The organism is Paenibacillus sp. P4_A7 (genome assembly GCF_056402455.1).
In genome coordinates this window covers 1-23900 of sequence record NZ_JBFUHJ010000015.1, presented here as the reverse complement: position 1 = coordinate 23900, position 23900 = coordinate 1, and the positions used below count along the sequence as shown (strand labels likewise).

Annotated in this window: 23 protein-coding genes; 6 read left to right on the top strand and 17 right to left on the bottom strand. The window is 42.8% G+C overall.

Annotation, left to right across the window (positions count from 1 at the left end):
* Positions 1-13 precede the first annotated feature (13 nt).
* Positions 14-1561: a ThuA domain-containing protein gene (locus AC1DWN_RS04305; RefSeq protein ID WP_477557704.1), complete on the bottom strand. Its 1548-nt coding sequence runs from the start codon at positions 1559-1561 to the stop codon at positions 14-16.
* 173 nt (positions 1562-1734) lie between these two features.
* On the opposite strand from AC1DWN_RS04305, the gene AC1DWN_RS04300 reads away from it, so the two are divergent.
* Positions 1735-2619: a helix-turn-helix domain-containing protein gene (locus tag AC1DWN_RS04300; RefSeq protein ID WP_477557703.1), complete on the top strand. Its 885-nt coding sequence runs from the start codon at positions 1735-1737 to the stop codon at positions 2617-2619.
* Positions 2620-2768: 149 nt separating this feature from the next.
* On the opposite strand, the gene AC1DWN_RS04295 is transcribed toward AC1DWN_RS04300, so the two are convergent.
* Entirely contained in the window at positions 2769-4385 is a 1617-nt protein-coding gene (locus tag AC1DWN_RS04295; RefSeq protein WP_477557702.1) for a patatin-like phospholipase family protein, read from the bottom strand.
* Between the two features lie 398 nt (positions 4386-4783).
* On the opposite strand from AC1DWN_RS04295, the gene AC1DWN_RS04290 reads away from it, so the two are divergent.
* Both AC1DWN_RS04290 and AC1DWN_RS04285 read left to right on the top strand, forming a co-directional pair.
* Positions 4784-5284 (top strand): DUF2062 domain-containing protein, encoded by a 501-nt coding sequence (locus AC1DWN_RS04290; protein ID WP_477557701.1) that lies wholly within the window; start codon positions 4784-4786, stop codon positions 5282-5284.
* A gap of 143 nt (positions 5285-5427) precedes the next feature.
* Entirely contained in the window at positions 5428-6507 is a 1080-nt protein-coding gene (locus AC1DWN_RS04285) for an AI-2E family transporter (protein ID WP_477557700.1), read from the top strand.
* 64 nt (positions 6508-6571) lie between these two features.
* Here the strand turns inward: AC1DWN_RS04285 and AC1DWN_RS04280 are convergent, their stop codons facing one another.
* The 8 genes from AC1DWN_RS04280 to AC1DWN_RS04245 form a co-directional block, all read right to left on the bottom strand.
* Positions 6572-7069 (bottom strand): GyrI-like domain-containing protein, encoded by a 498-nt coding sequence (locus AC1DWN_RS04280; RefSeq protein ID WP_477557699.1) that lies wholly within the window; start codon positions 7067-7069, stop codon positions 6572-6574.
* A 51-nt stretch (positions 7070-7120) separates the two neighbouring features.
* Entirely contained in the window at positions 7121-8389 is a 1269-nt protein-coding gene (locus AC1DWN_RS04275; protein ID WP_477557731.1) for a GyrI-like domain-containing protein, read from the bottom strand.
* Between the two features lie 170 nt (positions 8390-8559).
* Entirely contained in the window at positions 8560-8928 is a 369-nt protein-coding gene (locus AC1DWN_RS04270; RefSeq protein WP_477557698.1) for a VOC family protein, read from the bottom strand.
* 92 nt (positions 8929-9020) lie between these two features.
* Positions 9021-9863, bottom strand: a complete 843-nt coding sequence (locus AC1DWN_RS04265) for a helix-turn-helix transcriptional regulator (RefSeq protein ID WP_477557697.1) — start codon at positions 9861-9863, stop codon at positions 9021-9023.
* Positions 9864-10450: 587 nt separating this feature from the next.
* The gene (locus AC1DWN_RS04260) at positions 10451-11143 is read right to left on the bottom strand and encodes an ABC transporter permease (RefSeq protein WP_477557696.1); all 693 of its coding nucleotides are present in this window, start codon (positions 11141-11143) and stop codon (positions 10451-10453) included.
* Positions 11140-12066 (bottom strand): ABC transporter ATP-binding protein, encoded by a 927-nt coding sequence (locus AC1DWN_RS04255; protein ID WP_477557695.1) that lies wholly within the window; start codon positions 12064-12066, stop codon positions 11140-11142. Before AC1DWN_RS04255 ends, AC1DWN_RS04260 begins: the two co-directional genes overlap by 4 nt.
* A 94-nt stretch (positions 12067-12160) precedes the next feature.
* Positions 12161-13096 carry a sensor histidine kinase gene (locus AC1DWN_RS04250; protein WP_477557694.1) on the bottom strand — a complete coding sequence of 312 codons (936 nt, stop codon included), beginning with the start codon at positions 13094-13096 and terminating at the stop codon, positions 12161-12163.
* Position 13097: 1 nt separating this feature from the next.
* The gene (locus tag AC1DWN_RS04245; protein ID WP_477557693.1) at positions 13098-13796 is read right to left on the bottom strand and encodes a response regulator transcription factor; all 699 of its coding nucleotides are present in this window, start codon (positions 13794-13796) and stop codon (positions 13098-13100) included.
* A gap of 240 nt (positions 13797-14036) precedes the next feature.
* Here AC1DWN_RS04245 and AC1DWN_RS04240 point away from each other — a divergent pair, with 240 nt between their 5' ends.
* Entirely contained in the window at positions 14037-15002 is a 966-nt protein-coding gene (locus tag AC1DWN_RS04240; RefSeq protein WP_477557692.1) for an alpha/beta fold hydrolase, read from the top strand.
* A gap of 257 nt (positions 15003-15259) precedes the next feature.
* Here the strand turns inward: AC1DWN_RS04240 and AC1DWN_RS04235 are convergent, their stop codons facing one another.
* Positions 15260-16027, bottom strand: coding sequence for a sporulation protein (locus AC1DWN_RS04235; protein WP_477557691.1), 768 nt, complete (start codon positions 16025-16027; stop codon positions 15260-15262).
* An 82-nt stretch (positions 16028-16109) separates the two neighbouring features.
* Entirely contained in the window at positions 16110-16925 is an 816-nt protein-coding gene (pheA, locus tag AC1DWN_RS04230; protein ID WP_477557690.1) for a prephenate dehydratase, read from the bottom strand.
* Positions 16926-17048: 123 nt separating this feature from the next.
* Here pheA and AC1DWN_RS04225 point away from each other — a divergent pair, with 123 nt between their 5' ends.
* The gene (locus tag AC1DWN_RS04225) at positions 17049-17933 is read left to right on the top strand and encodes a pentapeptide repeat-containing protein (RefSeq protein ID WP_477557689.1); all 885 of its coding nucleotides are present in this window, start codon (positions 17049-17051) and stop codon (positions 17931-17933) included.
* 58 nt (positions 17934-17991) lie between these two features.
* Here AC1DWN_RS04225 and AC1DWN_RS04220 read toward each other — a convergent pair whose 3' ends face one another.
* The 3 genes from AC1DWN_RS04220 to AC1DWN_RS04210 all read right to left on the bottom strand — a co-directional run bounded on the left by AC1DWN_RS04220 (position 17992) and on the right by AC1DWN_RS04210 (position 19362).
* Entirely contained in the window at positions 17992-18396 is a 405-nt protein-coding gene (locus tag AC1DWN_RS04220; RefSeq protein WP_477557730.1) for a serine hydrolase domain-containing protein, read from the bottom strand.
* 11 nt (positions 18397-18407) lie between these two features.
* Positions 18408-18638 carry a serine hydrolase domain-containing protein gene (locus AC1DWN_RS04215; RefSeq protein WP_477557688.1) on the bottom strand — a complete coding sequence of 77 codons (231 nt, stop codon included), beginning with the start codon at positions 18636-18638 and terminating at the stop codon, positions 18408-18410.
* A 127-nt stretch (positions 18639-18765) separates the two neighbouring features.
* Positions 18766-19362, bottom strand: coding sequence for a class I SAM-dependent methyltransferase (locus AC1DWN_RS04210; protein WP_477557687.1), 597 nt, complete (start codon positions 19360-19362; stop codon positions 18766-18768).
* 216 nt (positions 19363-19578) lie between these two features.
* Here AC1DWN_RS04210 and AC1DWN_RS04205 point away from each other — a divergent pair, with 216 nt between their 5' ends.
* Positions 19579-20772 (top strand): MFS transporter, encoded by a 1194-nt coding sequence (locus tag AC1DWN_RS04205; RefSeq protein WP_477557686.1) that lies wholly within the window; start codon positions 19579-19581, stop codon positions 20770-20772.
* A 76-nt stretch (positions 20773-20848) separates the two neighbouring features.
* On the opposite strand, the gene AC1DWN_RS04200 is transcribed toward AC1DWN_RS04205, so the two are convergent.
* Both AC1DWN_RS04200 and AC1DWN_RS04195 read right to left on the bottom strand, forming a co-directional pair.
* Entirely contained in the window at positions 20849-22342 is a 1494-nt protein-coding gene (locus tag AC1DWN_RS04200; RefSeq protein WP_477557685.1) for a glycoside hydrolase family 5 protein, read from the bottom strand.
* Positions 22343-22358: 16 nt separating this feature from the next.
* Positions 22359-23180: a MerR family DNA-binding transcriptional regulator gene (locus AC1DWN_RS04195; RefSeq protein ID WP_477557684.1), complete on the bottom strand. Its 822-nt coding sequence runs from the start codon at positions 23178-23180 to the stop codon at positions 22359-22361.
* Positions 23181-23900: the final 720 nt, after the last annotated feature.

Genomic DNA, 23900 nt, shown 5'->3' with positions numbered 1-23900 from the left:
TGCGATTCCCCCTCTATCCAAGTTGTCCGGCTGTCCATAATACTCCTCTAGCCAGCATCTTTCTGACTTCTTCAACCTCATATGCCTGTTGATTATGTCCTAACAATGATTGATATACGCGGCCGCCACGATAGGAAGAAATCCAGGCTAGCTGTTCGCGCCTCCCAGTATTCGGGGAATCCGCCTCATAGAGAACATAAGCTTCGGCATGTGCCACTCCGCTCGATTCCTGACGATAATAGAGCTCGTCGCAAACCTCAAAATCTGCAACGCCTTGCGTAATCGGATGCTCCTTGTCCTTCATAAGGACAGTAAACACTCCATAATCATCATGTCCGCTGTCGCCATGATGATTCCATACATACGGAACCATTTCCCGGAATTCCGGCCAGTCCGACTCTCCCGCTTCTGGAAGAGAGAAATGAAAGGCTCCATTCGCAAAATGTAAAACCACGAGTCCTCTGCCGGCTTCCATATGTCGAATCAAAGCAGACTTCCCTCGTTCGCTTAGACCTGAGGGGTCACGCCAATTGCAGTAATTCAATACAATTACGTCGAACTGATTCAATTCCCAACTGCCGAGCACTTCCGCATCTGTGGTAACAACCGCTGTTATATTGGGATATTCGTGAAGCGCAGCCACGATAAGTGGCGTAGTTTCCTCCCAATGATGCCACCTATGCTCCTCATTTCCCGATAGCACCAATGCCCGAACGGGATGTTCGGATATTCTCGCGCGCCCGTCATCTCCGATCGTTGCAATCGCCTGATCCACTTGATCATCCTCATAAAATCGACTATGAATCCCCTCTTCAGGAATATCGAATCCCGCGGCCCACAAAATCGCTTGAAGATGCAGATTGCGAAAACTATCATCCCTCCATAAAGCGTAAGAATGTCCCGCAGTCGTCACGAATGAGCGTCCACCACCCTCACGCTCGAGCGCCCATCCGACGAGATTGTGTTCATCTGATTGTCCTTTTAAATTCGGAACCGACCAGATCGGCGTTCGTCTCGCATCGTTGGGAACCATTCGTAATTGGTAATAAATTTCATCCTGCAACGGAATTAAGCTCGCTACCCCTTTGCTGATCGGATGCTTTACGTCAACAAGCGCAAGGGAATCTCCCTCAGCAATGCTCGAGTACCAATTACGATTGCCCTGCTCATCGTCCCATTCGAAATATCCACCCGCCCACTCCAGTACATGTTTTCCCTCCGCTCTAGTAAAAAACGTAGAGAAGTGGAGTAAAATCAGACCGCAGCCAGCGTCCATCAGCTTGCTCATCAGAGCCATACGTCGTTCATCCGCGACAAAAGGTACATCCCGAAAAGCATCTCCATCCCTACCGTCCGTCACGAAAAGTACAAGATCAGCATCGATCAATGTTTCTTCATGCTCAGGCCAGCCTCCACTTACAGTTATTACTTTCATGCTGTTGCAGTATGAGGACTGATCAAGAAGCACCTTGAGCAGCCTTACTGTCTTGTCGTATTCATGCACATCTGGGCCGTGACTAGGTTCGCCTGCAATCAGCACGATCTTTTTAATTACTTTCATTCTCATGTCACCTCTATCATTAAGTCGTTATGGCTACAACTCCGTTTTATCAAATTTTCGAGGCAAATAACATGACCACTAGTTTAAATAGATATCTGAGAATCCAATATCCACAAAAAATAGTCTGATTATGATAGACTTGTGACAATAAGAGTATATATGGAGGTATCGGAATGGCAAATTGGGGAGACTTGCACGAAATGCCAATTCGGGTCGATCATCTCGATGTCGGTTATGGGGAAATTCCTCACGGTTTTATTCATAAGAAGACGGTGCCATATGTCATTATTACTCAAGCCGTCGAAGGATCCTATGTCGTCCTTACACCGCAAGGAATGCAAAAGGTAGCGGAAGGTCACGTCTTCATTACACCTGCTGAAGTTCCGCTGGAATTCTCACACCTTGCGCGTCAGGGAGAAGCCATGATGCGAATCCGTTATGTTCATTTTCGGTTTAGTTATTTGGGGACAATTGATTTGTTCGATCTATACGACCCTCCGACCACTGCGGACTATGAAACGAGTCAAATTTACGGAGATATCATCCAGCAGATGGTAGGTATTAAGCAACAAGAGAACGGTCTTTCTTTTACCAGTTTGGCAAAAAAAAACGAGCTCGCCTTCCGTCTGCTGCACGTTATTCTGCAGTATTCAACGCCTAAGGCGGAGTATTCCACACGGTTGTCCGTGCTACAGGAGCTTCAGCCACTTCTTCTCTACATTCATGAGAATGTTCATGAACGGATCGATATCAACCAACTACTTCAAATGTTTCCACTCTCCCGCTCTTCCTTGTTCTCTCTGTTTCGCAGCCATTTCAAGCTAACTCCGATGGATTATGTGAAGACAATACGCCTAAGGGAAGCGCATCATAAGCTCTGTACAACCTCCCTTACCCTAGCAGAAATCGCGGATATGACGGGATTCACGAGTAGCTTTCATTTCAGCCGAGAATTCAAAGCCCGCTACCATGCTCCTCCATCCGTGGTCCGCAAAGTTCATCAGACTTGGGTGATGAACATGACGCAGCTTGATTTAAAAAAGTCACCAACCCTATAGGTCAGTGGATGGCAAAGTACCAATTGATAAGCAGCAAAAGTTTGTATATGAAGCGGTAACGAGAAATAAAACAGAGGAGCCAAGGTGCAACACCTGGACTCCTCTGTTTATCGTTATATCCTAACTATATGAAACAATTACATGATCATTTAGATAAAAGAATCTACCTTACCCCGTATTGCAGCTATTGCCTCTCGAGTAACTTTTTCGCCTGCTAAAATATTCAATGGCGCATCTTTAAAGCCAATTTGATTGTAACCTAGCTCCGGTCTGAGAATAACATCCGCCAACTGCAGCTCTTCCTTTACGATCTTTGCGCTCATAATATCGATCGTGTTCAGAATAGAACTTATAAAGTTTTTGGCGGATCCTTTCATATAAGAGTCATCGCATACGTTAACCGCAATTACGATGTCCGCCCCCATACTTTTAACAAGCGCGACAGGCACAGGATGCACAACTGCTCCATCGACAAGTGTTTTACCTTGATAGTTGACAGGTCTCATAACAGCCGGAATTGCCGTACTAGCACAAATCGCACGAGCTACTGATCCTGTACGCATAATATGCGCCTCACCTGTATTCGCATCCGAAGCAACCGCGGCAAACGGTATGTTTAAATCTTCAAAGTTTTTCTGACCGATATAACTCTCGATAAACCCAACCATCGGATCATTATGAACAAAGGATAATCGTGGGAAAGTAAATCTCACTAGCTGCTTCCAGCGAATAGTGGTAATAATCTTCTCGAAATCGGCGAGAGGCAGACCGGCCGCATAGGCTCCGCCGACTAAAGAACCTACACTAGTCCCCGAAATCATATCGATTGGGATGTTCTCTTGCTCCAGTACTTTAAGTACGCCGACATGTGCTGTACCGCGAGTCGATCCACTACCGAGCGCGAGTCCAATGGTAGGCCTTGTGCCTGGAGCCCTTTGTCTTCCGAACCTCAGATGATTACTATAAATGGTTTTACCTTTACTAAGGATATATGCTTCCTGAACCACGCTCATGAGTTCCTCTACATTGTTGGTCAGAAAGGGATACAAGCCCAGCATACGTAAAGCCTCTTGAGATATCACCTCGTCTGGGTCTACTGCACCGCTTTTTCTTAAAAAATGACATGCGAGCAACGGGATATCCTCACTTCTCTCCCGAAGCGGTGCAATAATTAATTGGTTATCAAACTTTACTCCGGGTAAATCAGTTCCCGTTATAATGAGACGGGTCTCATGACTCGAATTAATAATCTGATTAATGATTTCTGCGGGAAGCAGCTCCGCTTGGTTAAGCACAATCGTTCCACCTTTTGCGGCACGAACCTTCATATCCCATGAGTTCAAATCAAAATCTGAGCCACTGGCAGTTAGTAAAGGATCACTTTCCTTGGAAGAATGATAATGAATTCTTCTAGCAACATGTGCCTTGCCGACCCCTGGCTCCCCCTGTATGTAAATGACTCCGTCAATTTTAGAAAGTCTTTCAACTTCCCTAATAAGCTCTTTTGTTTGTGAGCTATTGCCAACTAATTCGCCATAGCGATGTTGATCTTCCGTTTCATTTTGTTTAATGATGAGTAAGCTTTTGGTATGCTCCTCCATAACCCTGTCATTGGACTTCTGGATACGCTTCACCATCTCCTCAATGATGTGCGTTCTGAATATAGGGCTGCTATCTATTAATAGAAGAATTCCCGCGCGAGTCATCGATAGAGTAGAAACCTCTTCTTCTGCTTTCACACTAGCGCTGACAAGATCACCAGTCAAACAAGACATTTCGCCGAAAAAGTGGCCTTTTTTCAGTATGGCTAACTGGACTGTTGTCTCATTTTTTTACGAATACATTCACTTTACCTGATAGGATAATATGGAAACTCTCACTTGACTCACCTTGTTGTAGGATCATTTTACCCGGTTCAAAGTGATATTCTGTTAGATGTGGTAACAATAGCTGTAGTTCGTCTTCTTTGATCTGATGCAATATAGAATGTTCACTCAGCTTGTTTAACATTCCGGTTAATTCACCCCTACATACAGTAAGTAAAAATATAATACTACCATATGCGTTATACTTATCAAATATTAATTGCAATCTGTACATATAAAAGCACAAACTTGATATTATAGTATAGTATGAACAATTCTTACTAGATAAGGAAACTACAATGAAAATAAAACTCATAAGAAGGATGAAGTACTACTGTCTACGACTTTTGCGAATAAAAAATTCGGATCACCGTATCGCCGTTGGCTTTATGGCTGGTTTTTTTCATTGTTGGTTTCCTACTTTCGGAATTGGAATGCTCCTATCCGTAGGTGTTGCAAAATTGCTGCGCGGTAATCTTGCAGCAGCCATTATTTCGGGATCACTTGGATCTTTTATGTGGCCCGTTCTATTCTTTTTAAATTACAAGGTGGGCTTCATATTAAGCAGCTTTTTTACAACCCCTGCCTTTCAGCTGGAAGAAGTGATTGATATACCTATTCCAGACTTTGATTACTCTGAAACGGTAGATCATTTTAGCAGTCTCGGCCATATCGGTACCCATTTTTTAGTGGGGTCTTTGGTTAACAGCGTTCTATTTTCTATTGTAGGCTATTATGTGGTTCGTTATATTCTGAAATACTATAGGCAGCCTCTGCTTAGAAAATTAAGGCGCTCATGAAATTAAGGAATAATCCCTATGAATATGTCGATGCTATAAATAAATTCAATTACAACAGGTGCAGGATTGCACCGGGTACTACATTCATGCGATTATATATTGACGCTATTAAAATCGAATTTATATGAACTGGAGTGGAATGCTTGATCTCGTTAAATCGTTTTATCAAAATATGTATCTCTGTTGTCTTAGTTCTTGGCATCATTTATTTGGGATCGCTTGTTAATTTTATATTCAAGCCCGTCCTTTCGCTGCTGAAAATTATTTTGATTCCATTAATGTTAGCTTCTTTTTTTTATTACCTATTGCGACCTTTGGTCAACTGGATGGCGAGGCCGAAATTAAACAGGACTTTAGCCATACTCATTATTTATTTAGTTGCCGCTTTGCTCTTTAGCCTTTTTATAGTTGGGGTTTATCCTTCTTTAAGTGTTCAGTTTTTAAATTTAATAGATAATGCGCCTAGTTTGTTTAACACGTTGAACAAGCAGTTACAGGATTTGGAACAGAGCGGATTTCTGGCAGGTATTATCCCGGAAGATGTGGATCCCTTTTCTCAATTAACCGAGTATTTGAACAAAGGATTCTCGTTAATTACTACTTATCTAACCGGAGTGTTTTCTTTCGTCTCGGATTTTGCGCTCATTCTGTTTACTTTCCCCATCCTGCTTTTTTATATGTTAAAAGAAGGCGGGAAATTCGGCCATTCAATTGTAAACTTCATGCCTAAGCGATTCCGTGAAGAGGGCAAAACGGTCATACAAGATATCGATAATTCTCTTAGCGGATTCATTGTCGGGAGAGTTGTTGTCAATCTTGCACTTGGAGTATTAATGTACTTTGGATTCCTTATTATTGGTCTTCCTTATGCCCTATTACTGACAGTGCTAGCCGTCATTATGAACTTTATCCCCTTTATCGGGGCCTTTCTGTCAGCTATCCCTGTTGTTATAATTGGCTTGATTGAGTCTCCCTCTGTTGCCATTTGGTCGTTAGTGGTGATTTTAGCTGCACAACAAATTCAGGATAATATTATTTCACCTTACATTTTTGGCAAACAGCTTGATATTCACCCACTTACTACGATTATATTGGTCTTGGTAGGTACCGATGCGTTTGGGATCATCGGTGTGATCATCATCATTCCTGTATATATGATGATCAAAATTGTGGTTGTAAAGCTGTATCAGCTATTCTTTAAACAGAAGTGGGAAGATGCTTAACTGAATTTATGATATAACAAAGAGGCCGCGTAGGAAGCGACCTCTTTGTCTTTGTTTTGGCTAATTATTGATTACCCAAACCTTCTTTAATTGGTGCGAAAATATCGAAATCAAAGTAGTCAATCTCATCCGCTGCAATTTCAAAAGGGTTAATCGGATGGAGACTATTCCTTTCATACCCTAAAGAACCCTCAGTCACGTCCCTCTCGTATGGACCAGTATGAAACCAATCAAACAAAAACCCGTACGTTGCATTCATAACATCACGATTGCCTTTGACCGATATTTTGGCAAACCTCTTCTGAGGTATCGTGACTCTTCCGAGACCGTCTGGCAACGATTCAAAAGAACTTACCTCCATTCCGACCCAAAGCGTCGTCACTTCCGTTGCCCACTGCCATTCTGGAATGAATACGAAACCGTTCTGCCTATCCGCTACAACGGGATGGTCGTCCAGCAACCCCGCGACTTCCTTCCAAGCCTGCCGGACCCTATTTCCGTCTCTCGGTATTTGCAGCACAGCTGCCCTCATCTCAGGTCTCTCGACAATTTCTACTTTCATATCGCTATCCCTCCACATGATTCTGAAAGATAATCAATTACTGCCGTTCACTTATGGGCGCAGCATCTGTGCAACTACGATACGATTTCCGTCGGGATCAAGCAGCACGAATTCGGATAAATCCTCAAAGTGATTAGGCTCGCCCATGAGCTCAAAGCCGTTACTCCGAACATAGGCAAGTGCTGCTTCAAAATCCTCTGTCTCGAAATAGAACAGCTGAGTAAACGAATCTTGGTTTAAGTAGCGATTTTGATCCAGCAGCAGCGCTGCCCCACGCGTTACGGGAACAGAATAGATCGATCGTGACGCATTCTCCTCATCAAGCGGCAGTCCAAGCAGCTCGGTATACCAGCCGGCAGTTGTCCGCATGTCTTCAACGTCCACGAAAACGCCACCTATCCGAGGAAGGATAGGACTCTGTGCCTGAAGCTCCAATTCTTCATCCTGCTGGATACTCCAGCAAACCATATGTGCATTTCCTTCCGGGTCACGGAAATTGAAATACGCCATCGAACCATGACGTTCTGGCTCCGAAAAAGGTTCTGCCTTCTCTTTCATATAGCTGTATGCCTCATCGATATCGTGTGCTGGAAACATGATGCGTGGCATCATCGATTCATGCCATTTTGGATTTTGCTGGTTGGCCGCATTGGAGTCGAGAATAAGATGTGTTCCTTGGAACTCGAACCAATATACTGGCCCGCCGTTTAGACGTTCCTCAATTATAGGAAGCCCAAGCAGGCGACTGTACCATTCTGCCGCTCTACGCAGATCCGTTACATGGACAAATACGCTCCCGACCCGATTTTCCAATGGTATGGCTTGTGCCGGCTGAATGGGAAACCAAAGCTCCATAATCGACTCCTGACTTCCATTACCGCGATATCGATCATCGTAATATTCAAACTCCACGCCGCTGCGTGGTTCATAATCAGATTGCGGGAGCCACTCACCAAAATAATAATTAAACGCTGCCCCAATCTCATCGATAACGCCTTGACGAGTAACAACACAATACAGTCCACCAGAGAAGCTTTCCGTTGACATACCTTGGGGTACCTGTTCCACATGGGAAACACCGACCGCCGCCATATAATCGAATGATCCTCCCGGTTCGCAATCGTTGCCGATCAGCTTCAGTCCATATGCACCGCCTAGACAGTGGTCAATCTCCCCCACCCTTTTGTTAAAACTTGTCCAAAGAAGAGAAATTCCGTTGTCAGATGGGGGGACATCAGCCAAATAGACGTATTTCATTTTCTCTCCTACTACCTGCATGGCGTCTTTCCAGACAATTCGCGTTTGAAGGATACCAGACACTTTAGTCAATTTGAACAGTCTCCTCTTCTCAATTTCATGGGAATATACATTCGCCTTTTTTAGCAAAATTCCTGCTGCCGCAGGGATAATAATTTACTTTTTTTGTATTTTAACAAAAATAAAAAGACGACATCTCTGCCGTCTTGATTTCAATCCTGAATATACATCGACTAGTCAACTGTCCTATCAAAAAATTGCATCACACCAAAAGCAAGGCCCTCATAGTCCTCACAATAAGCGAAATCACCAACTTCTGGTATTTGCATTTTAGGTGAGGTTACTTTCCCCCCYGCCCGTTCGACTCTACCTAAATATTCATCTAGATCCACTACGGTGATTGTATTTATTGTTCGTAATGCATCCTCTGTAGAGCTTCTCATCAACCCACCGTCAATACCCTGCTCTTCATCTGGCCCAGTTACGATCATCCAATACCCTTCCATCATCTCTTCAAATTTCCATCCAAATACTTCTTTGTAAAATGAGATTTTTTTCTCAGGGTCTCTAGTCTCAATTTCAAAATGAATGACACGCGACATAGGATTCACTCCTTTTGTTTAGTAGTCTGATATGACTCTCCAAAAAGAATAGATGAAACCCAAAGATGCCGCTTCTTCTAGTTTGCTCTTTTTTATTCTTCCAGCTTATTAAGAAAGGTTTGGACGAGAATGGGAAAGGAGACCAACATCGGAGGATCATAAAATCTTGGAGGACGAAGGGTTACATTGGATTCACCTTTTGCTATTCCTCCAGTTACTATGACTTTTCCGCTTGCCTTGCCTCGCAATGATTTTTCCGGATGTAAGTACTCATCAAGGGGATCATCCCAAGAAAATGCAATGGACATTATGTAATATGTCCCATCAGGAACATTCGATATGGCGTACTTGCCTGGCTCGAAGATCATGGTGCATGAAACGGGCTTTCCCATAGGTATTGGCTTAGTAAACAAACCTATACAAATTACCCCGTGAAACTCTTTTGGAGCGTCTATTGAACCCTCAATTACAATATTCAATAGACTCCTATTTTCCTCTGKTATTCGGATAGCCTTAAGTTCACTTAGAACTAACATCTTTCTCTCAATAAAATTTCTAAATTGTTGTGGTGATAGGCCTATAAAAGTGGAGAATTTGGACGAAAATGTGCCGAAACTGCTATACCCCACAGTTTGACCGACTTCAGTAGCAGATAAAGTAGACTTTAATAACAGCTTTTTGCTCCACTGAAATCGTAGCGCAGATAAATAGAGGCGAGGAGGTATACCAGTAATTGAGCGAAAGATCCGATCGAAATGAAAAGGACTGTAGAAAGTCATGTTTGCCAACTTTTCTGATGAGAGTGTGGAATCATCTATTCGATGCAGCATCTGGTAAATAGCTGCTTTTACAGTACGTTCGTGAACCGATTCAACCACGTGTAGAGAACTTACGGGCATCCTTGTTTCATGGACTTCTTGATCTAATTGATTCACACCATCACCATCCCACTTTCTATTTTAGATGCCAATATCCATCGTTCTCATCAATACATACATAAAAATACAGCTTTCACATTTTATTATACTTCTGAAGCGCCATGTTGGGCACTTTTAAAAAAAGCGCCGCATTTTTCGCGGCGCTTTTTCAGCTTAGATCTCGAAATACCCTAATTCAATATCAATTGTTATTTCTTCGTTACCGACAGTCTACACTACTCCAGTGAATTCTTCTCTTCCTTTCTCTTTTCGTATTTGACTGTATTTTATACAATCAACTCTACTATAAAATCGATATATTGGTCTTAGACTGTATTTCATACAGGCTAATCGCTTGTTATGAAGTAAAAGAGCTTCTAACTACCTATTTGATTGGATATTTTCCATTCAAACACATAAATACATGGAATATAAGCTATTTGAATGTACAATATCCATTCAAATTAAAGCACACACCAAAAAAACCACTATCGACAAGGCGTTTGCTTTATCGATAGTAGTTTCTATTAAACTCCTCGTTGTGAAAGAATCGCTGCCTAATTCCAGGAAAACAATCAACTTCATGCCTAACTAATTAAACAGCTCTACAATACATCCGTTTTCTCAATACCGCGAATCGACCACCAGGAGATCGCTATTCCGATTACAGCCAGTCCCAAAGGAATATAGATTATAGAGGCCAAAGAAATGATCGGGTTATGAGCGCTAGTCAATGCTACGATTAAGAGCGAAGAAACTATTGTTGCCGGTACCGAATGCTTACGCATGCCGAAATATAGTGGAACTAAGCTCGTTCCAGCTGCGGCAAAGGCAAACGCCACTATACTCACAAGCTGTGGTAAATAATCCGTTGTAACCTGCGTTTCCGGAATAATCTGTGCATAATGATTAAGGCCCATAAAAACGGTCAATGTGAAAAGATTGGAAAGGATAATTGTTATAAAGGTAATTACTGCGATTAGAGTTAGTTTGGAGGCGAGCAGCTTCTTCCGGCTGACCGGATACATAAACATGACGGTTATGGTTTTGTTCTTATACTCATCAATAATAAGCTTGCCGATCAATACAGCTGCCATTACGATAAATACCGCTCTCACAAATAAACCTATCACAATATATACTTCATCCATATTGGCGACAGCGCTTCGCCCTTCCAGCTTCTCTACGTAACAAACCATGAACATGAATAAAACAATTAGAAAATTCGCTATTACTGCAGCCTTCGCATACCAGCCTAAGCGCATTTTTGCAGCTTCCAGCTTCATTAGCTTCATCATGAGTTTCGCACCTCATCCCCTTGAATCAGCTCGAGAAAATACTGCTCAAGCGACGTATACTTCTTAGTAAGTGATTCGATCTCTACATCATTTAGGGCGAGCGTCTTCGAAATCGTCGGCTGCATTGCACCCGATTCGAAGATACGAATCATATTTTCATTTATTATTTTAAAATTGGTAAGCTTAAGCTCATCAGCGAGCAACGCACACGCCTTCGTCCGATTCGGCGTAACAAGCTCGATATATTCCGCGTTCCGTCCCCTCACAACCTCCATCGAAACCTGCTCAAGCAGTTTTCCCCTGCTAATCACACCGATTGTGTCGGCTATTTGCTCAATTTCACTTAGCAAATGACTGGAGATAAGAATAGTAATACCATATTCCTTACTTAGCAGTTGAAACAAATTGCGAATTTCTTTAATGCCAGCGGGATCAAGCCCATTAATCGGTTCATCCAAAATGAGCAGCTCCGGCTTCGTCATGATCGCCCTTGCAATGGCCAACCGTTGCTTCATACCGAGTGAAAAGTTTTTTACCGCTTTACCTTCAACTTGGTGGAGGTTCACCCTATCAAGTGCTTCACCGATCGCATTTTTGTCATGGTAGCCCATATACTCGCCATGGAGCTCCAAGTTTTGCTTAGCTGTCAGCTTTTCATAGAAAACCGGCAATTCAATGATGCTTCCCATTCTTCGGAACACGTTGTATGAAGATGCCGTTAACGGCTCATTAAACAAATCAATATGTCCAAAGGTCGGTTTTATTAAATTCGTGAGCATTTTCATTACAGTTGTTTTACCAGCGCCATTGGGGCCGAGGAAACCATAAATTTCTCCTTTGCGAACGCTCATACTCACATTGGATACGACTTCCTTGCCGTCGAAGCTTTTGGTTAGGCCATTTGTTTTTACGATGTAACTCACTGTACATCTCCTTTCTGTTAGTTATAACTAGTTCAAAGTTTATCGAAAAGCTTTATCTTATTTGTTGCTTATTTCTAACAAAAATCTTACGTTGCTAATTGGGCAAGCGTCTGAGCCTCACCGTGAACGTTGTTTTTTCGAATGGAACGCTCGTCAGTGTAATCTCTCCGCCCATTTCCTCCACCAGCCTCTTTGTAATCGTTAATCCGAGACCACTTCCTTGAAACGCTTTGTTTCTGGATTCCTCTAACGTAAACATCCTTTCGAATACGAGCTCCTGATTATGAGCGCTTATCCCTTTACCGCAATCTGAAACTTTGATCGCAACTTGCTTATCTTCACAAACGACAGCCAAACCGATCCTTCTACCATCGCCGCCATACTGAATAGCATTAGACAATAAATTGCCTAACACCCGCTCCAACGCTTCCTCATTTCCTAGCACGTAAATCGGAGTCTCTGGGATTTGGATGTCTGCTTCGAGACCGCTAGCCAACGCCAAATCATAAAAGGACAGAATACTCTTTTTACACAGCTCATTCACATGTAATCGCGACAACGGAATGTCCTTATCTCCCGCTTCCAGTCTGGCCAGATCGAAGAAGCCGTTCATCAGCTTAATCATTTCAAGCGTTTTGTCGTGAATAAGCTGCAATAGACGTTCTCTTTCTTGTGTGTCCAAAGGACGGCCGCTTCGCAGCATTTCAATATACCCGAGCACAACAGTCAGCGGGGTTTTCAAATCATGTGAGAAATTAGCAAGCATTTTCTTCATGGATCGTTCTGTTTTCCTAAATTGTGCCGTAGTGCTCTGGTTGTCGTCTAGCAGTCTGTTCAATTGCATTAGCAGCGCCTTTAGTTCATCATCATCGGTCATCAGCAGCAGCTTCTCTGAAGAACGCTGTTCAAGAATTCGGCTTAGCCGTTCCGCTATATCGGTTAATTGGGAGCTTCGTCCCCGTTTCATTTGATACTGAATGACGTTTAATATAACAAGTAGGATAATGATACCTGCTAAAATATAAACCATATTAAAACTCACCCAGCTTGTAGCCAATACCCCATAATGTTTTAATATATTTCGGTGACGAAGGCTCGTCTTCTATTTTCTCTCTCAACCTGCTTATATGAACATTAATGACATTTTCATCTCCAAAATAGTCATCGTTCCAAACCGATCTGTATATTTGCTCCTTCGTAAATACCTTCGTTGGATTGAGCGCCAGCAGCTGTATAATTTGCCACTCCTTCGAGGTCAGCTTGATGGACTCGCCCCGCTTGCTTACGTCAATATTATCTATATCAAGGGTAAGCTCATGGACGTGAAGGATAGTAGGCTTGACCTGCTCCTGAACAGTTGAATATTGCGTCGCCCTTCGAATCGCCGCTTTCACCCTTGCGAGCAGCTCGATCATAGAAAAAGGCTTAGCGAGATAATCATCCGCTCCAAATCCTAGTCCTAATGCTTTATCCACATCGCCGTCCTTAGCCGATAAGATCAAAACGGGAATCAGACTGCTCTCTCTTACCTTCTTTAGAATATCAATTCCATTCAGCCTCGGCAGCATGACGTCCAACAATATCAAGTCGTACGTATCCAAAGCAAATAAACGCAATGCCTCTTCCCCATCTGCCGCATGCACGACTTGAAAGCCTTCAACCGTTAAATATGCTTCCACCATCTCGCTAATCGATCGGTCATCCTCGACCAGCAATATGCTCTGTTTCAAAATTTCCACCCATCCATTCTATGTAAAATTGTACGATCAAACATATTCGTTCCATATTATAACTATATCATATGGCCTTTGAACTTAGGTTCGCTACACCATCATATACCAGATTGACTTTAGACCAAAGTCGGGGAAGCTCCCCAGCCACAGTCCATTTCCAATTAAAACTAATTACCATAAAGTAGAGTGAGTGCTTTTGATCCGATGGAGTAGCTCAACAGAAGGAGACTAAAGAACATGTGGAGAACGATTCGCAAATTGATTATTTACTTGCTAGCCTTTCTTATACCGCTAATCTGCATCGGCACCCTATATCAATGGTACGGGTCTAAACAGGATTCGAAATCATATATACCCGTTGGCAAGATGTATGAAGTGGCAGGTCATAAGATGCATTTATACACAGAGGGTAAGGGGAGCACGACCGTTGTAGTCGCTTCGGGTTGGGGAACCGCGAGCCCATACGCTGATTTTTATCCTTTGTATGAGGGATTGAAGCCACATGTGAAAGTTGCAGTTTATGACCGATTCGGCTACGGGTATAGTGATACGAGCAGTAGGAAGCGACATATCGATACGATTACTGATGAGATTCATGAGCTGTTACATGTCTCTGGGCAGAAGCCTCCCTATATTTTCGTAGGCCATTCATTGGGGTCGTTGGAAACGATTCGTTACGCGCAGCGCTTTCCCGATGAAGTAAAAGGCATCCTTCTTATTGATGGTGGAAGTCCAGAATACTACGCAGCCAGTAAGCCGATTACGTTCATACCGATTATTCACCGAGTACTTAAGACGACGGGCGTTATAAGGGCGCTGTATCATATAAAAGGTTTTGACGAATGGATGTCAGATCAAAGCAACGGCCAGAAACTGCTGCCCAATGATTTGAAGGATCTGTACCGTAAAGCGGTGTTGCAAAAGACGGGCAATAAGGATATGACTGATGAAATCCGCCAAAGCCAGAATAACGCCAAAGTAATTCTCAACAGCAAGAAGACACTCGACATCCCGCTTACCGTCTTAACCGCAGACTATTTCGGCAAGCTTAGCGATGATAAAGCATGGATGGACAGCCAAGCAGCCCTTCCCTCTTGGTCTGTAACCGGCAAGCAAATTATCGTACCTGACAGCTCTCATTACATTCACAGCTACCAACCAGACATGGTCGTCGATGAGCTGCTAAAGCTAGCCGAGCGCTAACCTGCCCATGCCAACTACTTTGGCTTGTTTGCTATTGCCCACCATAGGACTACAGATGAATCCCTGCTTGCTTCATGCATAATACCTATCGGCATTAGGAATTCACTGGCTGCCAGAGGTTCATTAAGTATTACTGCTACTGGATATATCGTTATTGGCTAAATGGTGACTTCAAACATAAAAAAACAGAGCAATGGAGATCTTACCCCCATGCTCTGTTTTCCAATTGAATAGACCGCTTCTAAAGCTTCTCCAACCTAAATATGTCGGGAGATGATATCGGATAACTGCTTAGCTACGGCATTATAACCCGCTGAGAGCTGTTGATTAGTGAACCGAACGCGGATGAAGGACTCATCCAAATTCATCGCTTCCGCAAACATGCTGCTAAATCCCCGCGCCTTACGGTCAATTTGAAGAACGATCTCCAGCTCATTCTCCGCAGGGAAGAACATAACTTCAACCTCATCCAGATGCCCGCGGAATTGTGTAGTAGGTACAAATTCGAACTCCTGCACGAACGGTAAGTTACCTCCGAGTCGCGATGCGTACTCGCATTCTGCCTTGCGGAACATGAAGCCTAACACTTTCATGGCATTAAATATCGTTTCCATCCCCGGAGTCAAGCCAATCTCAATACGATCATTATCGCCAGAGTCCACTCCCCCACTAATATCCAGACCGGTCTTCACCCATACCGGAGTTTGTCCAACGGTCACGGGAGTTTTATAGGGCAACTGAAACAAGAAGGGTACTTCTCGCAGCTCGTCAGCTGACAAGCTAAATGGATCGGATACCCGGTAGCGGACGATCTCACTATGGTTTTTCACTTTGTGATCATTAGTTTCCCTAATATATTCGGTCATGACCGACAGTGTTATCGTCTCAATACGTTGTTCAACATTTCCACCCTTCACCTTAACTATACCTTTTACTATTTCACCTGGCATATAGCGATTTTTTTCAAGCAGGGTATCAATCTTAGCCGAACCAATTCCAATACTAGCAAATAGACGATTAAACATGTAACCAGCCTCCAAATGATAAAATAAACAATTCAATACTCTGACTAATACGATTGCATATTAAATTGGTTTCAGTCGCCAGTTAAAGGATAGTGGTTGAATAACTTCCAATAATATGTACCTGATGTCCGAACGTTTCAAATATACTCATCACTTTATTCATCCGTTGGTCATCCTGGGCAATTTCTGTTTCAATTAAAAAACGATATGTTCCTAGCTGCTTGCCAGTCGGTCGCGATTCAATCCATGTCAGGTTGATGCCTAGTGCAGAAAAAACATTTAGAATGGACGACAGCACGCCGGGATATTCATTGTTTGGTGTTATCAACATCATTGTCTTCTTTTGCTCTTTACCCGACGGATTTTTTTTGCTGACAACAATAAATCGGGTGTGATTAGCTGAATTGTCTTGAATTTCACTATCAAGCACTTTCAGGTTGTATTGCTCTGCTACGGTTTTTGAAGCAATTGCAGCCACCGTATGTGAGGCTTTAATGGATTGAGCGGCCTTCGCTGTACTATCTGCATATTCCGTCTTAAAGTGATTTCGTTTGATAAACTCTCTGCATTGATTGATTGCAGGACTTATGGATCTAACCGTAGTTATCTGGCTAAAATCGGCTTCGGGATCTCCAATCAAATGAAGGGACACCGTAAAGATTAGATCCGCTTCAATATGCAGATTGTACATCAATAAACCGTCAATAGTCATATGAATGTTCCCAGCAATCGAATTCTCAATAGGGACGATACATTTATCTACTTCTTCGTTATGAACAGCTTCCAACACATCTAATATTGATTCATGCATAAGCCATTCGGTTTGATCAGAAAAATATTGATGGGCCGCCTCTTCTGAAAAAGTTCCCTTGGGACCTAAATAAGCAACTTTAATCATATCCAAACCCCTTTAGTTTTCACACCATTATAAATAAAAATATATCTATTATCTACCATAGATTTGCCTTAAAATTAGATTACCTAAATATAGGAACACATTTCAGTAGAAGGAGACTTCGTCATGTCTGAAAATCACCAATATGCAGGATCTAGTCTCCATACAAGTCGCCTCAGCTTGCAAGCTGACTGCGAGAGCTGCTTCGGCTTATGCTGTGTTGCACTGCCCTTCGCAGCTTCAGTGGACTTTGCAATTGATAAGGCTTCCGGACAGCCCTGCCAAAATCTGCAACATGACTTCCGCTGCGGCGTTCACACGAGCCTCAGGCAGCGGGGCTTTCGCGGTTGCACAGTCTATGACTGCTTTGGCGCAGGGCAAAAGCTTTCCCAAATCACCTTCGGTGGACGTGACTGGCGACAAGCCCCAGGCTCCGCGAAGCAAATGTTCGAGGTATTCCCAACCATGTGGCAGCTGCAAGAGCTGCTCTGGTATTTAACTGAAGCGCTAACGTTGCAAGCCGCTCATTCGATCCATGGTGCACTCCACTCTGCGCTCGATGAGACGAAACGCCTAACTGATCTTAGTCCCGACTCACTATTGGAACTGAATGTGGCAGCACATCGTGCTGAGGTCAATGTTCTATTGTTAAAGACTAGCGAACTCGTGCGAGATGAAGCTCATCGCAAGCCAAAGAGCATCTTAAAGGGTAAGAAGACTCTGACGCTTGGTCGAGGAGCTGATCTCATCGGCGCCAATCTCAAGGGAGCCGATCTTAAATATGTCAACTTAAGAGGTGCTTACCTGATTGCGGCTGATCTCAGAGGAGCAGACATGAGAATGGCGGATCTCATCGGGGCTGATTTCCGAGACGCAGACCTTAGGGGAGCCGATCTCACCGATAGTATCTTCCTCACTCAAGTCCAGCTCAACGCGGCGAAGGGCGATGCACATACCAAACTGCCACAGTCACTCATTCGTCCGTCACACTGGTCCGAGAGCGACAAGTAACCGTGACTTGGATTGCCTGCAAGGCGCTCAATCGCTGAGCGTCTTTCAAAAACCTCTTTCAATTGCCAATTTCATCTCCGATGACAATAGCTGCAATTTCTCTAGCAATCGTATCTACAGGCTGCGTTGTGTTATTAAGGACGATAACCGTCACATTTGAATCCACATATTTTAAAAAGATTGAACTAAACCCATATACCCCACCGCTATGCCTTACAAGCTTACCATACGGAGTTTTTTGAACCACCCAACCATATCCATATGATAAATCAGTAGTTTCTTTAGATGGAGTCCACATTCCTTGTTTCGTACTTTCTTTTATCAAAATATTTGAATCGAGTGCTTGATCCCACTTATGCAAGTCMCTAACCGTTGATAAAATAGCCCCTGCTGCATGGCCATTGGACATATGAACGTAAGGCGCGTTCTGTAGTTGGCCATTTTCATCTAACTGATATCCCAGGTCTCTATCCTTTAAATCTCGCTAGGCTCCTCAATGCACGTATCGTACATTCCCGCAGGATTAAACAGTTGCTCTTGAAAATAGACCGCATACGGCTGTCCCGTAACCTGTTGGATCAGTGCTCCCAAAAGAACATAGCCAGAATTCGAATATCTATATTCCTGTCCAGGCTCAAACTCTAGCGGTGTGGCCCTGAATCTATTTATTAATTCATTCCCCTTTTTTATGATAATGCTTATCATTATCATCTAGAATAGTAAATAATTTTCCTCCTCATATCAATGGACAAAATAAAATAGCCTTTATCTTTTTGTACAAAAAGATAAAGGCTATTAGCGAGACCCACACGTCAACCATCTGAATAATGAATCACACTTTTTTTACTTTATATATGTAAAAAGGGTACTCTGGAAAATCCTCATACTCATCTTTTTGTTCCACACGGTAGCTTGTATCTCTTATGTATTCTTCCATCATTTGTACTGGGGAGTATTTCAAATTGGCCATAAACATCAAGTAGCCATCACGCTTTAATAAACGAAAACAAGAATCCAGACATTTCTTGAAGTCTCCCGATTCCTGAATAGCTGAGCCAATTAGGGTCACCATATCAAAGGAATCTACGGGCAGATCGGAATCAAAAATACTTTTGTACAAAACCTTAGAAGGATTCGGATGTCCTTCTCTCTTTTGTCTATACTCAAATACCTCACATATTTCTTCATCGATATCTATACTTGTTACTTTGCCTTTTCCTTTGAGCCAATAGCCAAGATAATCATCCCACTCACCCGTACCGATACCTACGTTGCATACTTTCATTCCATCAAAAATAGTAAAGGATTTCCGGACATACTCTCGCGTAACTACCTCCGTATGCAAACATTGAGGAGATTTGTTCCATTCTCCAGCTTCAGGACCGTTCAGTTCAAGATAATAACGGAATAATTTCTCGTCCATACGCATGTAATATCCTCCTCGTCTATGACTCTACCAAATTATAGCATATTCATTTATAGACTTCTTGAATGAATCCAATGTCTATGTTAAAATACTGAATGAACGTTCAGTATATATTATTAATCAACGTTTGGAATATCAATTAAAGATATTTTAGACGAATAAGGGAATAGTATAGGCAATCAACACATCAATAGATTGCGTACTCGGGGGAATTGTTTTATGACATTACTTTTAAGAAATAGGGGCGCGCTTCTGCTCCTTATGTTTAACATTTTTCTAGTCTTCACAGGAATTGGACTCGTTATCCCAATCATGCCTACCTACATGGCTGAGCTTCATATAAGCGGAAGTACTGTCGGTATGCTTGTCGCGGCTTTTTCATTAACACAGCTTTTGTTTTCGCCTTTAGCCGGAAGACTGTCTGATTCATTAGGACGGAAAAAAATTATCGTTTTAGGGATGGTTATTTTCGCACTCTCTGAAGGACTCTTTGGAGCAGTTAGTTCAACTTATTTGCTTTTTATAGCTAGATTTCTTGGAGGAATCGGTGCCGCGCTCATCATGCCAGCAGTCATGGCTTATACAGCCGATATAACCTCAAACGAAGAGAGAGCCAAAGGTATGGGGTTCATTACTGCAGCCATAACAACAGGATTCATTATTGGTCCAGGAATCGGAGGCATACTAGCCGAATATGGGATTCGTGTTCCCTTCTACGCTGCAGCGATAGCCGGAGGGGTAGCGGCACTAGTGACCGCTTTGATTTTGCCTGAATCATTGCCAGCAGAAAAACGTACCGTCTCCAAGAAAGTCGAGAGACAGAGCCTTTCTGTTCAGCTCCTTCATTCCTACAAACAACCATACTTTTTAAGTCTGATTATTGTATTTGTTGCATCTTTCGGCTTGGCGAACTATGAGACCGTTTTTGGTTTGTTTGTCGATCAGAAGTTCGGCTTTACACCGAAGGATATTGCCTACATTATTACGTTTGGTTCTATAGCCGGTGCCGTTGTGCAAGCTACCATATTCGGATGGATATTGAATCGACTTGGAGAGAAGAAGGTCATTTCACTAAGCTTGATTATCTCCGCCGTATTCGTATTTTTAACTTTGTTTGTACACACCTATTGGTTAATTGTTGTCGTTACTTTTATTGTGTTTTTGGCGATGGATGTATTACGACCGGCACTCAGCACTCAAATGTCTAAGGTCGCACCTGATCAACAAGGATATGTCGCAGGACTGAACTCGGCCTTCACAAGCCTTGGGAATATCGCGGGACCTATCGTTGCAGGCTTTTTATTCGATATTGATATTAACTACCCCTATGTATCAGCTGCCATAATTCTAATGTTATGTTACGGTTTATCAGTGAGAGCAAGGCGAGGTCGTTTGCCTGAAATCTCTAGCTAAATGAATTTCCAAGTAAAAAGTGAAAACCCGGCCCTTTACAGGTCGGGTTTCACTTTTTACAATTACATACGATTAACTACACTAAAGATGGCTTTCCTACCGTAACTGTTATTCTACTCTCGCCTTTCGGGGAGATAATCGATACGATCCCACCATCCGAATTAGAGTAAGGATGAAGCTCGACTAGACTTAAATCCGCTCCAGAAACGACTATGTGCTCTTTAGAAAGCAAGGCAGCGCGCGGATGGTAAATTAAAGTCTCCTCACYGGACGGAATATAGTCTATTTTTAAAATATCCGTGTCATAGTCATAACGATACCCGGCAAGCACGCCCCCCGTTACCTGTGGATAGGCTCGATTCAGAGCTTTTACAAATGGCGTATCCTTGTATCCCTCATACCAGCACCAGTACGTATTACTCCAAAGATACTGTTCAAAAATAGAAATAATAGCTTTTGACAGCTCAAAGGTTGCAGGATTGCCTGTGAATGCTCCCCACTCCCCAACCAGGACAGGAATGTTCAACCGCTCCTGTACTTTGCGGTGAGTAGCAAATATCAAATCAACACGATCTTGATTATAAATTTCATAATGATCCGTATCGACCACCAAATCATAACCGTGAGGGGCAAAAACCTGATTATGGACAACCTCCCCCTCATTGTTCGTTACAAGCTCCAAGCCAGATTCCACCGCCATATTAGAGAAATAACTTGTTTCTAACATCATAAATCCGTCAGGGTCAACCGAGCGAATCGCTGCCACTGTTTTGTTGAAAAAAGGAGTAAGCACATCACGCTCAAATACTTGTGAAGCTTCCTTCGCGCTTTCAACCAGCACGCGATAGACATCCATATCTGCCATACCAGCGAGCACCTCTTGTTTTTTCTCATCATCAAACCAGAGTGCAGATAGCTGTTCCATATCAACCTCAGTCGTGCCCATGACAGTTTGAGCGTAGGCTGCAATAATAGCGCCAAATACCTCCTGCCCTCTTGATCCAGGGTATGGTTCGTTCATCATGTCGTAGCCGATAATATTGGTACAACCGCTAAAAAACTGAGCTACATGCTTCCACATCGCCGCATAATGATCCTGCAAGCCTATTCCATCAGAAGCTGGCGCGTTTTCCCAGAAATGATCCAGCGCACGGTTCAGTGCTGGACTTTCTAAGTAAGCGTCACTCCACATTTGACCGACCACATGAGGGAGACCATCCGAGAAGGTCGCCCACTCAGGTGCTCCGTCACCATAGAGCAAACTATACAAATCCTGATGCATATCAAGAAAAACGTACATATCGTTTTGCTCCGCCCAGATGATTTGCTGTTTAATTTTGCTAAGATACTCGTTGTCATAGACACCTGGTTCCGGCTCCACGCCATCCCAGATCAAACCCAAGCGGACAACATTGTAGCCCTGATCGTGAAACCATTTAAACAAGCTTTCGTCGCATGGGTCCACATATCCCTTCCCTTTTTCCTTACAGACCAAGTTAACGCCATTCAAAATAACCTGTGCTCCATCCTCATTCACAATACGCTGTCCATCCGTTAATAACTTTTTCATTCGTATACCACCCTTTCTAATTTTCGGATACCGGAATATAGATTTCGATGTAATGATTGTTGTACTGATTATATAGATTGATCTCAAGAGAGTTTCCTGCGATCTTCAATCCTCGCTTATGGATGAATGCTTTCATCTGTTCGTAATGATCGTCTAATTCGGTATAACTTTGTCTGGGAATGACCGCGCATTTTCTCGCACAAAAGCTTGGCTCTAATTTTTGAAATATGTCGGCATTATCCTCCATTGGGAAGGTGGACAAAATACCATTATTCAAATAGGTGTGATAATTTCCTTCGATAAGATTATTCATCGACACGATGGATATAATATGGCAGAAAGCGAGCCATTCCTGATGGGCGCTGATTTTACTTACCTGCTGCTGCACCTTGCTCCCAAACTTCTTATCGTCACTCTCCATGATAGAATCGGTAAGAAACACCCAGCTTGGGTTGCTTTTCACCAGCTCGATAACATCCGTGTCCTCAAAGCGTTGAAACTGGTTTTTTAGGAAATCTACCTTCTGAGACAGATGCTTTAAATAGGTCAGCTGCCGATCGATATCCTTCTGCTTATTAGTGAGCAGCTCGCGCATATCATCCAAACTGTCGTCTGTAAGCAGTGCTTGAATACGCTCAATTGGCACATCCATTGCTCTAAGCATTCTAATCGTAATTAGAGAATCGAATTGTTCTAGAAAATAATAGCGGTACTTGTTCGCGTCCCGATCATGTGAAGGGAGTAAGCCGATCTTGTCGTAGTAACGTAAAGTGTCGACGGGAATACCTAATATATTTGATACCTCACCAATCGTAAATCTCAGTTTTAACATGGTCATATTTCTTATTCCGAGCCTCCTCTTCTGGAGCTTACTACTTTTCTCAAGAATATCATTCCCTTCTCTTAAGTAGCTTCTAATCCTTGGCTTTTTATGCTTATATTTCATATTGTTATTCATTATAAACCATGGAGTAACTCCAGGTTCAAGAGGTCATTTAAATAAATTTGTTTATGTATTTTCAAATGCTTTTGCTTTTAACTACCCATCAGATTGGACCTTTTCCATTCAAACGCTAAAAAAGATCGAATATCAGGTGTGTAATTGTACAAAATCCATTCAAAACTCAAGCGCACCTGTTGGCTATGAAAGCCCCCATTCGCTAAGCAGCTTGGAGAGAGGTGGAAGTAGTTTCAGATTGTGAAACTACTGAACGTCTTGATTGAAATAGAGACGAATTAGTTTCACAATCTGCAGTTAGTCCCCCGGAATGAGGACACGGCTCCAGCAAACCCAGCATTTAAACTCAAACACTGACACTAAATCGCAGCTAATCGGTTCTCGCACTCGTTTAATTTCAAAAACTGAAACTATGAGTCTTAGCGCATAAGGCTGCAGATAGAAATGCATATGGTGGTGCAGATAGGAGCTGGGAAGTGGCTCAGATCGTGGTTCAGATAGGAACTCAGTTAGGAGTTCAGTTAGGAGTTCAGTTAGGAGTTCAGTTAGGAGTTCAGTTAGGAGTTCAGTTAGGAGTTCAGTTAGGAGYTCAGTTAGGAG

What these genes read in the sequence shown, in the direction of transcription:
- AC1DWN_RS04305 (WP_477557704.1), bottom strand. Translation starts at nt 1,561, where the DNA reads ATGAAAGTAATTAAAAAGATCGTGCTGATTGCAGGCGAACCTAGTCAC.
- AC1DWN_RS04300 (WP_477557703.1), top strand. Translation starts at nt 1,735, where the DNA reads ATGGCAAATTGGGGAGACTTGCACGAAATGCCAATTCGGGTCGATCAT.
- AC1DWN_RS04290 (WP_477557701.1), top strand. Translation starts at nt 4,784, where the DNA reads ATGAAAATAAAACTCATAAGAAGGATGAAGTACTACTGTCTACGACTT.
- AC1DWN_RS04280 (WP_477557699.1), bottom strand. Translation starts at nt 7,069, where the DNA reads ATGAAAGTAGAAATTGTCGAGAGACCTGAGATGAGGGCAGCTGTGCTG.
- AC1DWN_RS04260 (WP_477557696.1), bottom strand. Translation starts at nt 11,143, where the DNA reads ATGATGAAGCTAATGAAGCTGGAAGCTGCAAAAATGCGCTTAGGCTGG.
- AC1DWN_RS04250 (WP_477557694.1), bottom strand. Translation starts at nt 13,096, where the DNA reads ATGGTTTATATTTTAGCAGGTATCATTATCCTACTTGTTATATTAAAC.
- AC1DWN_RS04240 (WP_477557692.1), top strand. Translation starts at nt 14,037, where the DNA reads ATGTGGAGAACGATTCGCAAATTGATTATTTACTTGCTAGCCTTTCTT.
- AC1DWN_RS04235 (WP_477557691.1), bottom strand. Translation starts at nt 16,027, where the DNA reads ATGTTTAATCGTCTATTTGCTAGTATTGGAATTGGTTCGGCTAAGATT.
- pheA (WP_477557690.1), bottom strand. Translation starts at nt 16,925, where the DNA reads ATGATTAAAGTTGCTTATTTAGGTCCCAAGGGAACTTTTTCAGAAGAG.
- AC1DWN_RS04225 (WP_477557689.1), top strand. Translation starts at nt 17,049, where the DNA reads ATGTCTGAAAATCACCAATATGCAGGATCTAGTCTCCATACAAGTCGC.
- AC1DWN_RS04215 (WP_477557688.1), bottom strand. Translation starts at nt 18,638, where the DNA reads ATGATAAGCATTATCATAAAAAAGGGGAATGAATTAATAAATAGATTC.
- AC1DWN_RS04210 (WP_477557687.1), bottom strand. Translation starts at nt 19,362, where the DNA reads ATGCGTATGGACGAGAAATTATTCCGTTATTATCTTGAACTGAACGGT.
- AC1DWN_RS04205 (WP_477557686.1), top strand. Translation starts at nt 19,579, where the DNA reads ATGACATTACTTTTAAGAAATAGGGGCGCGCTTCTGCTCCTTATGTTT.
- AC1DWN_RS04195 (WP_477557684.1), bottom strand. Translation starts at nt 23,180, where the DNA reads ATGACCATGTTAAAACTGAGATTTACGATTGGTGAGGTATCAAATATA.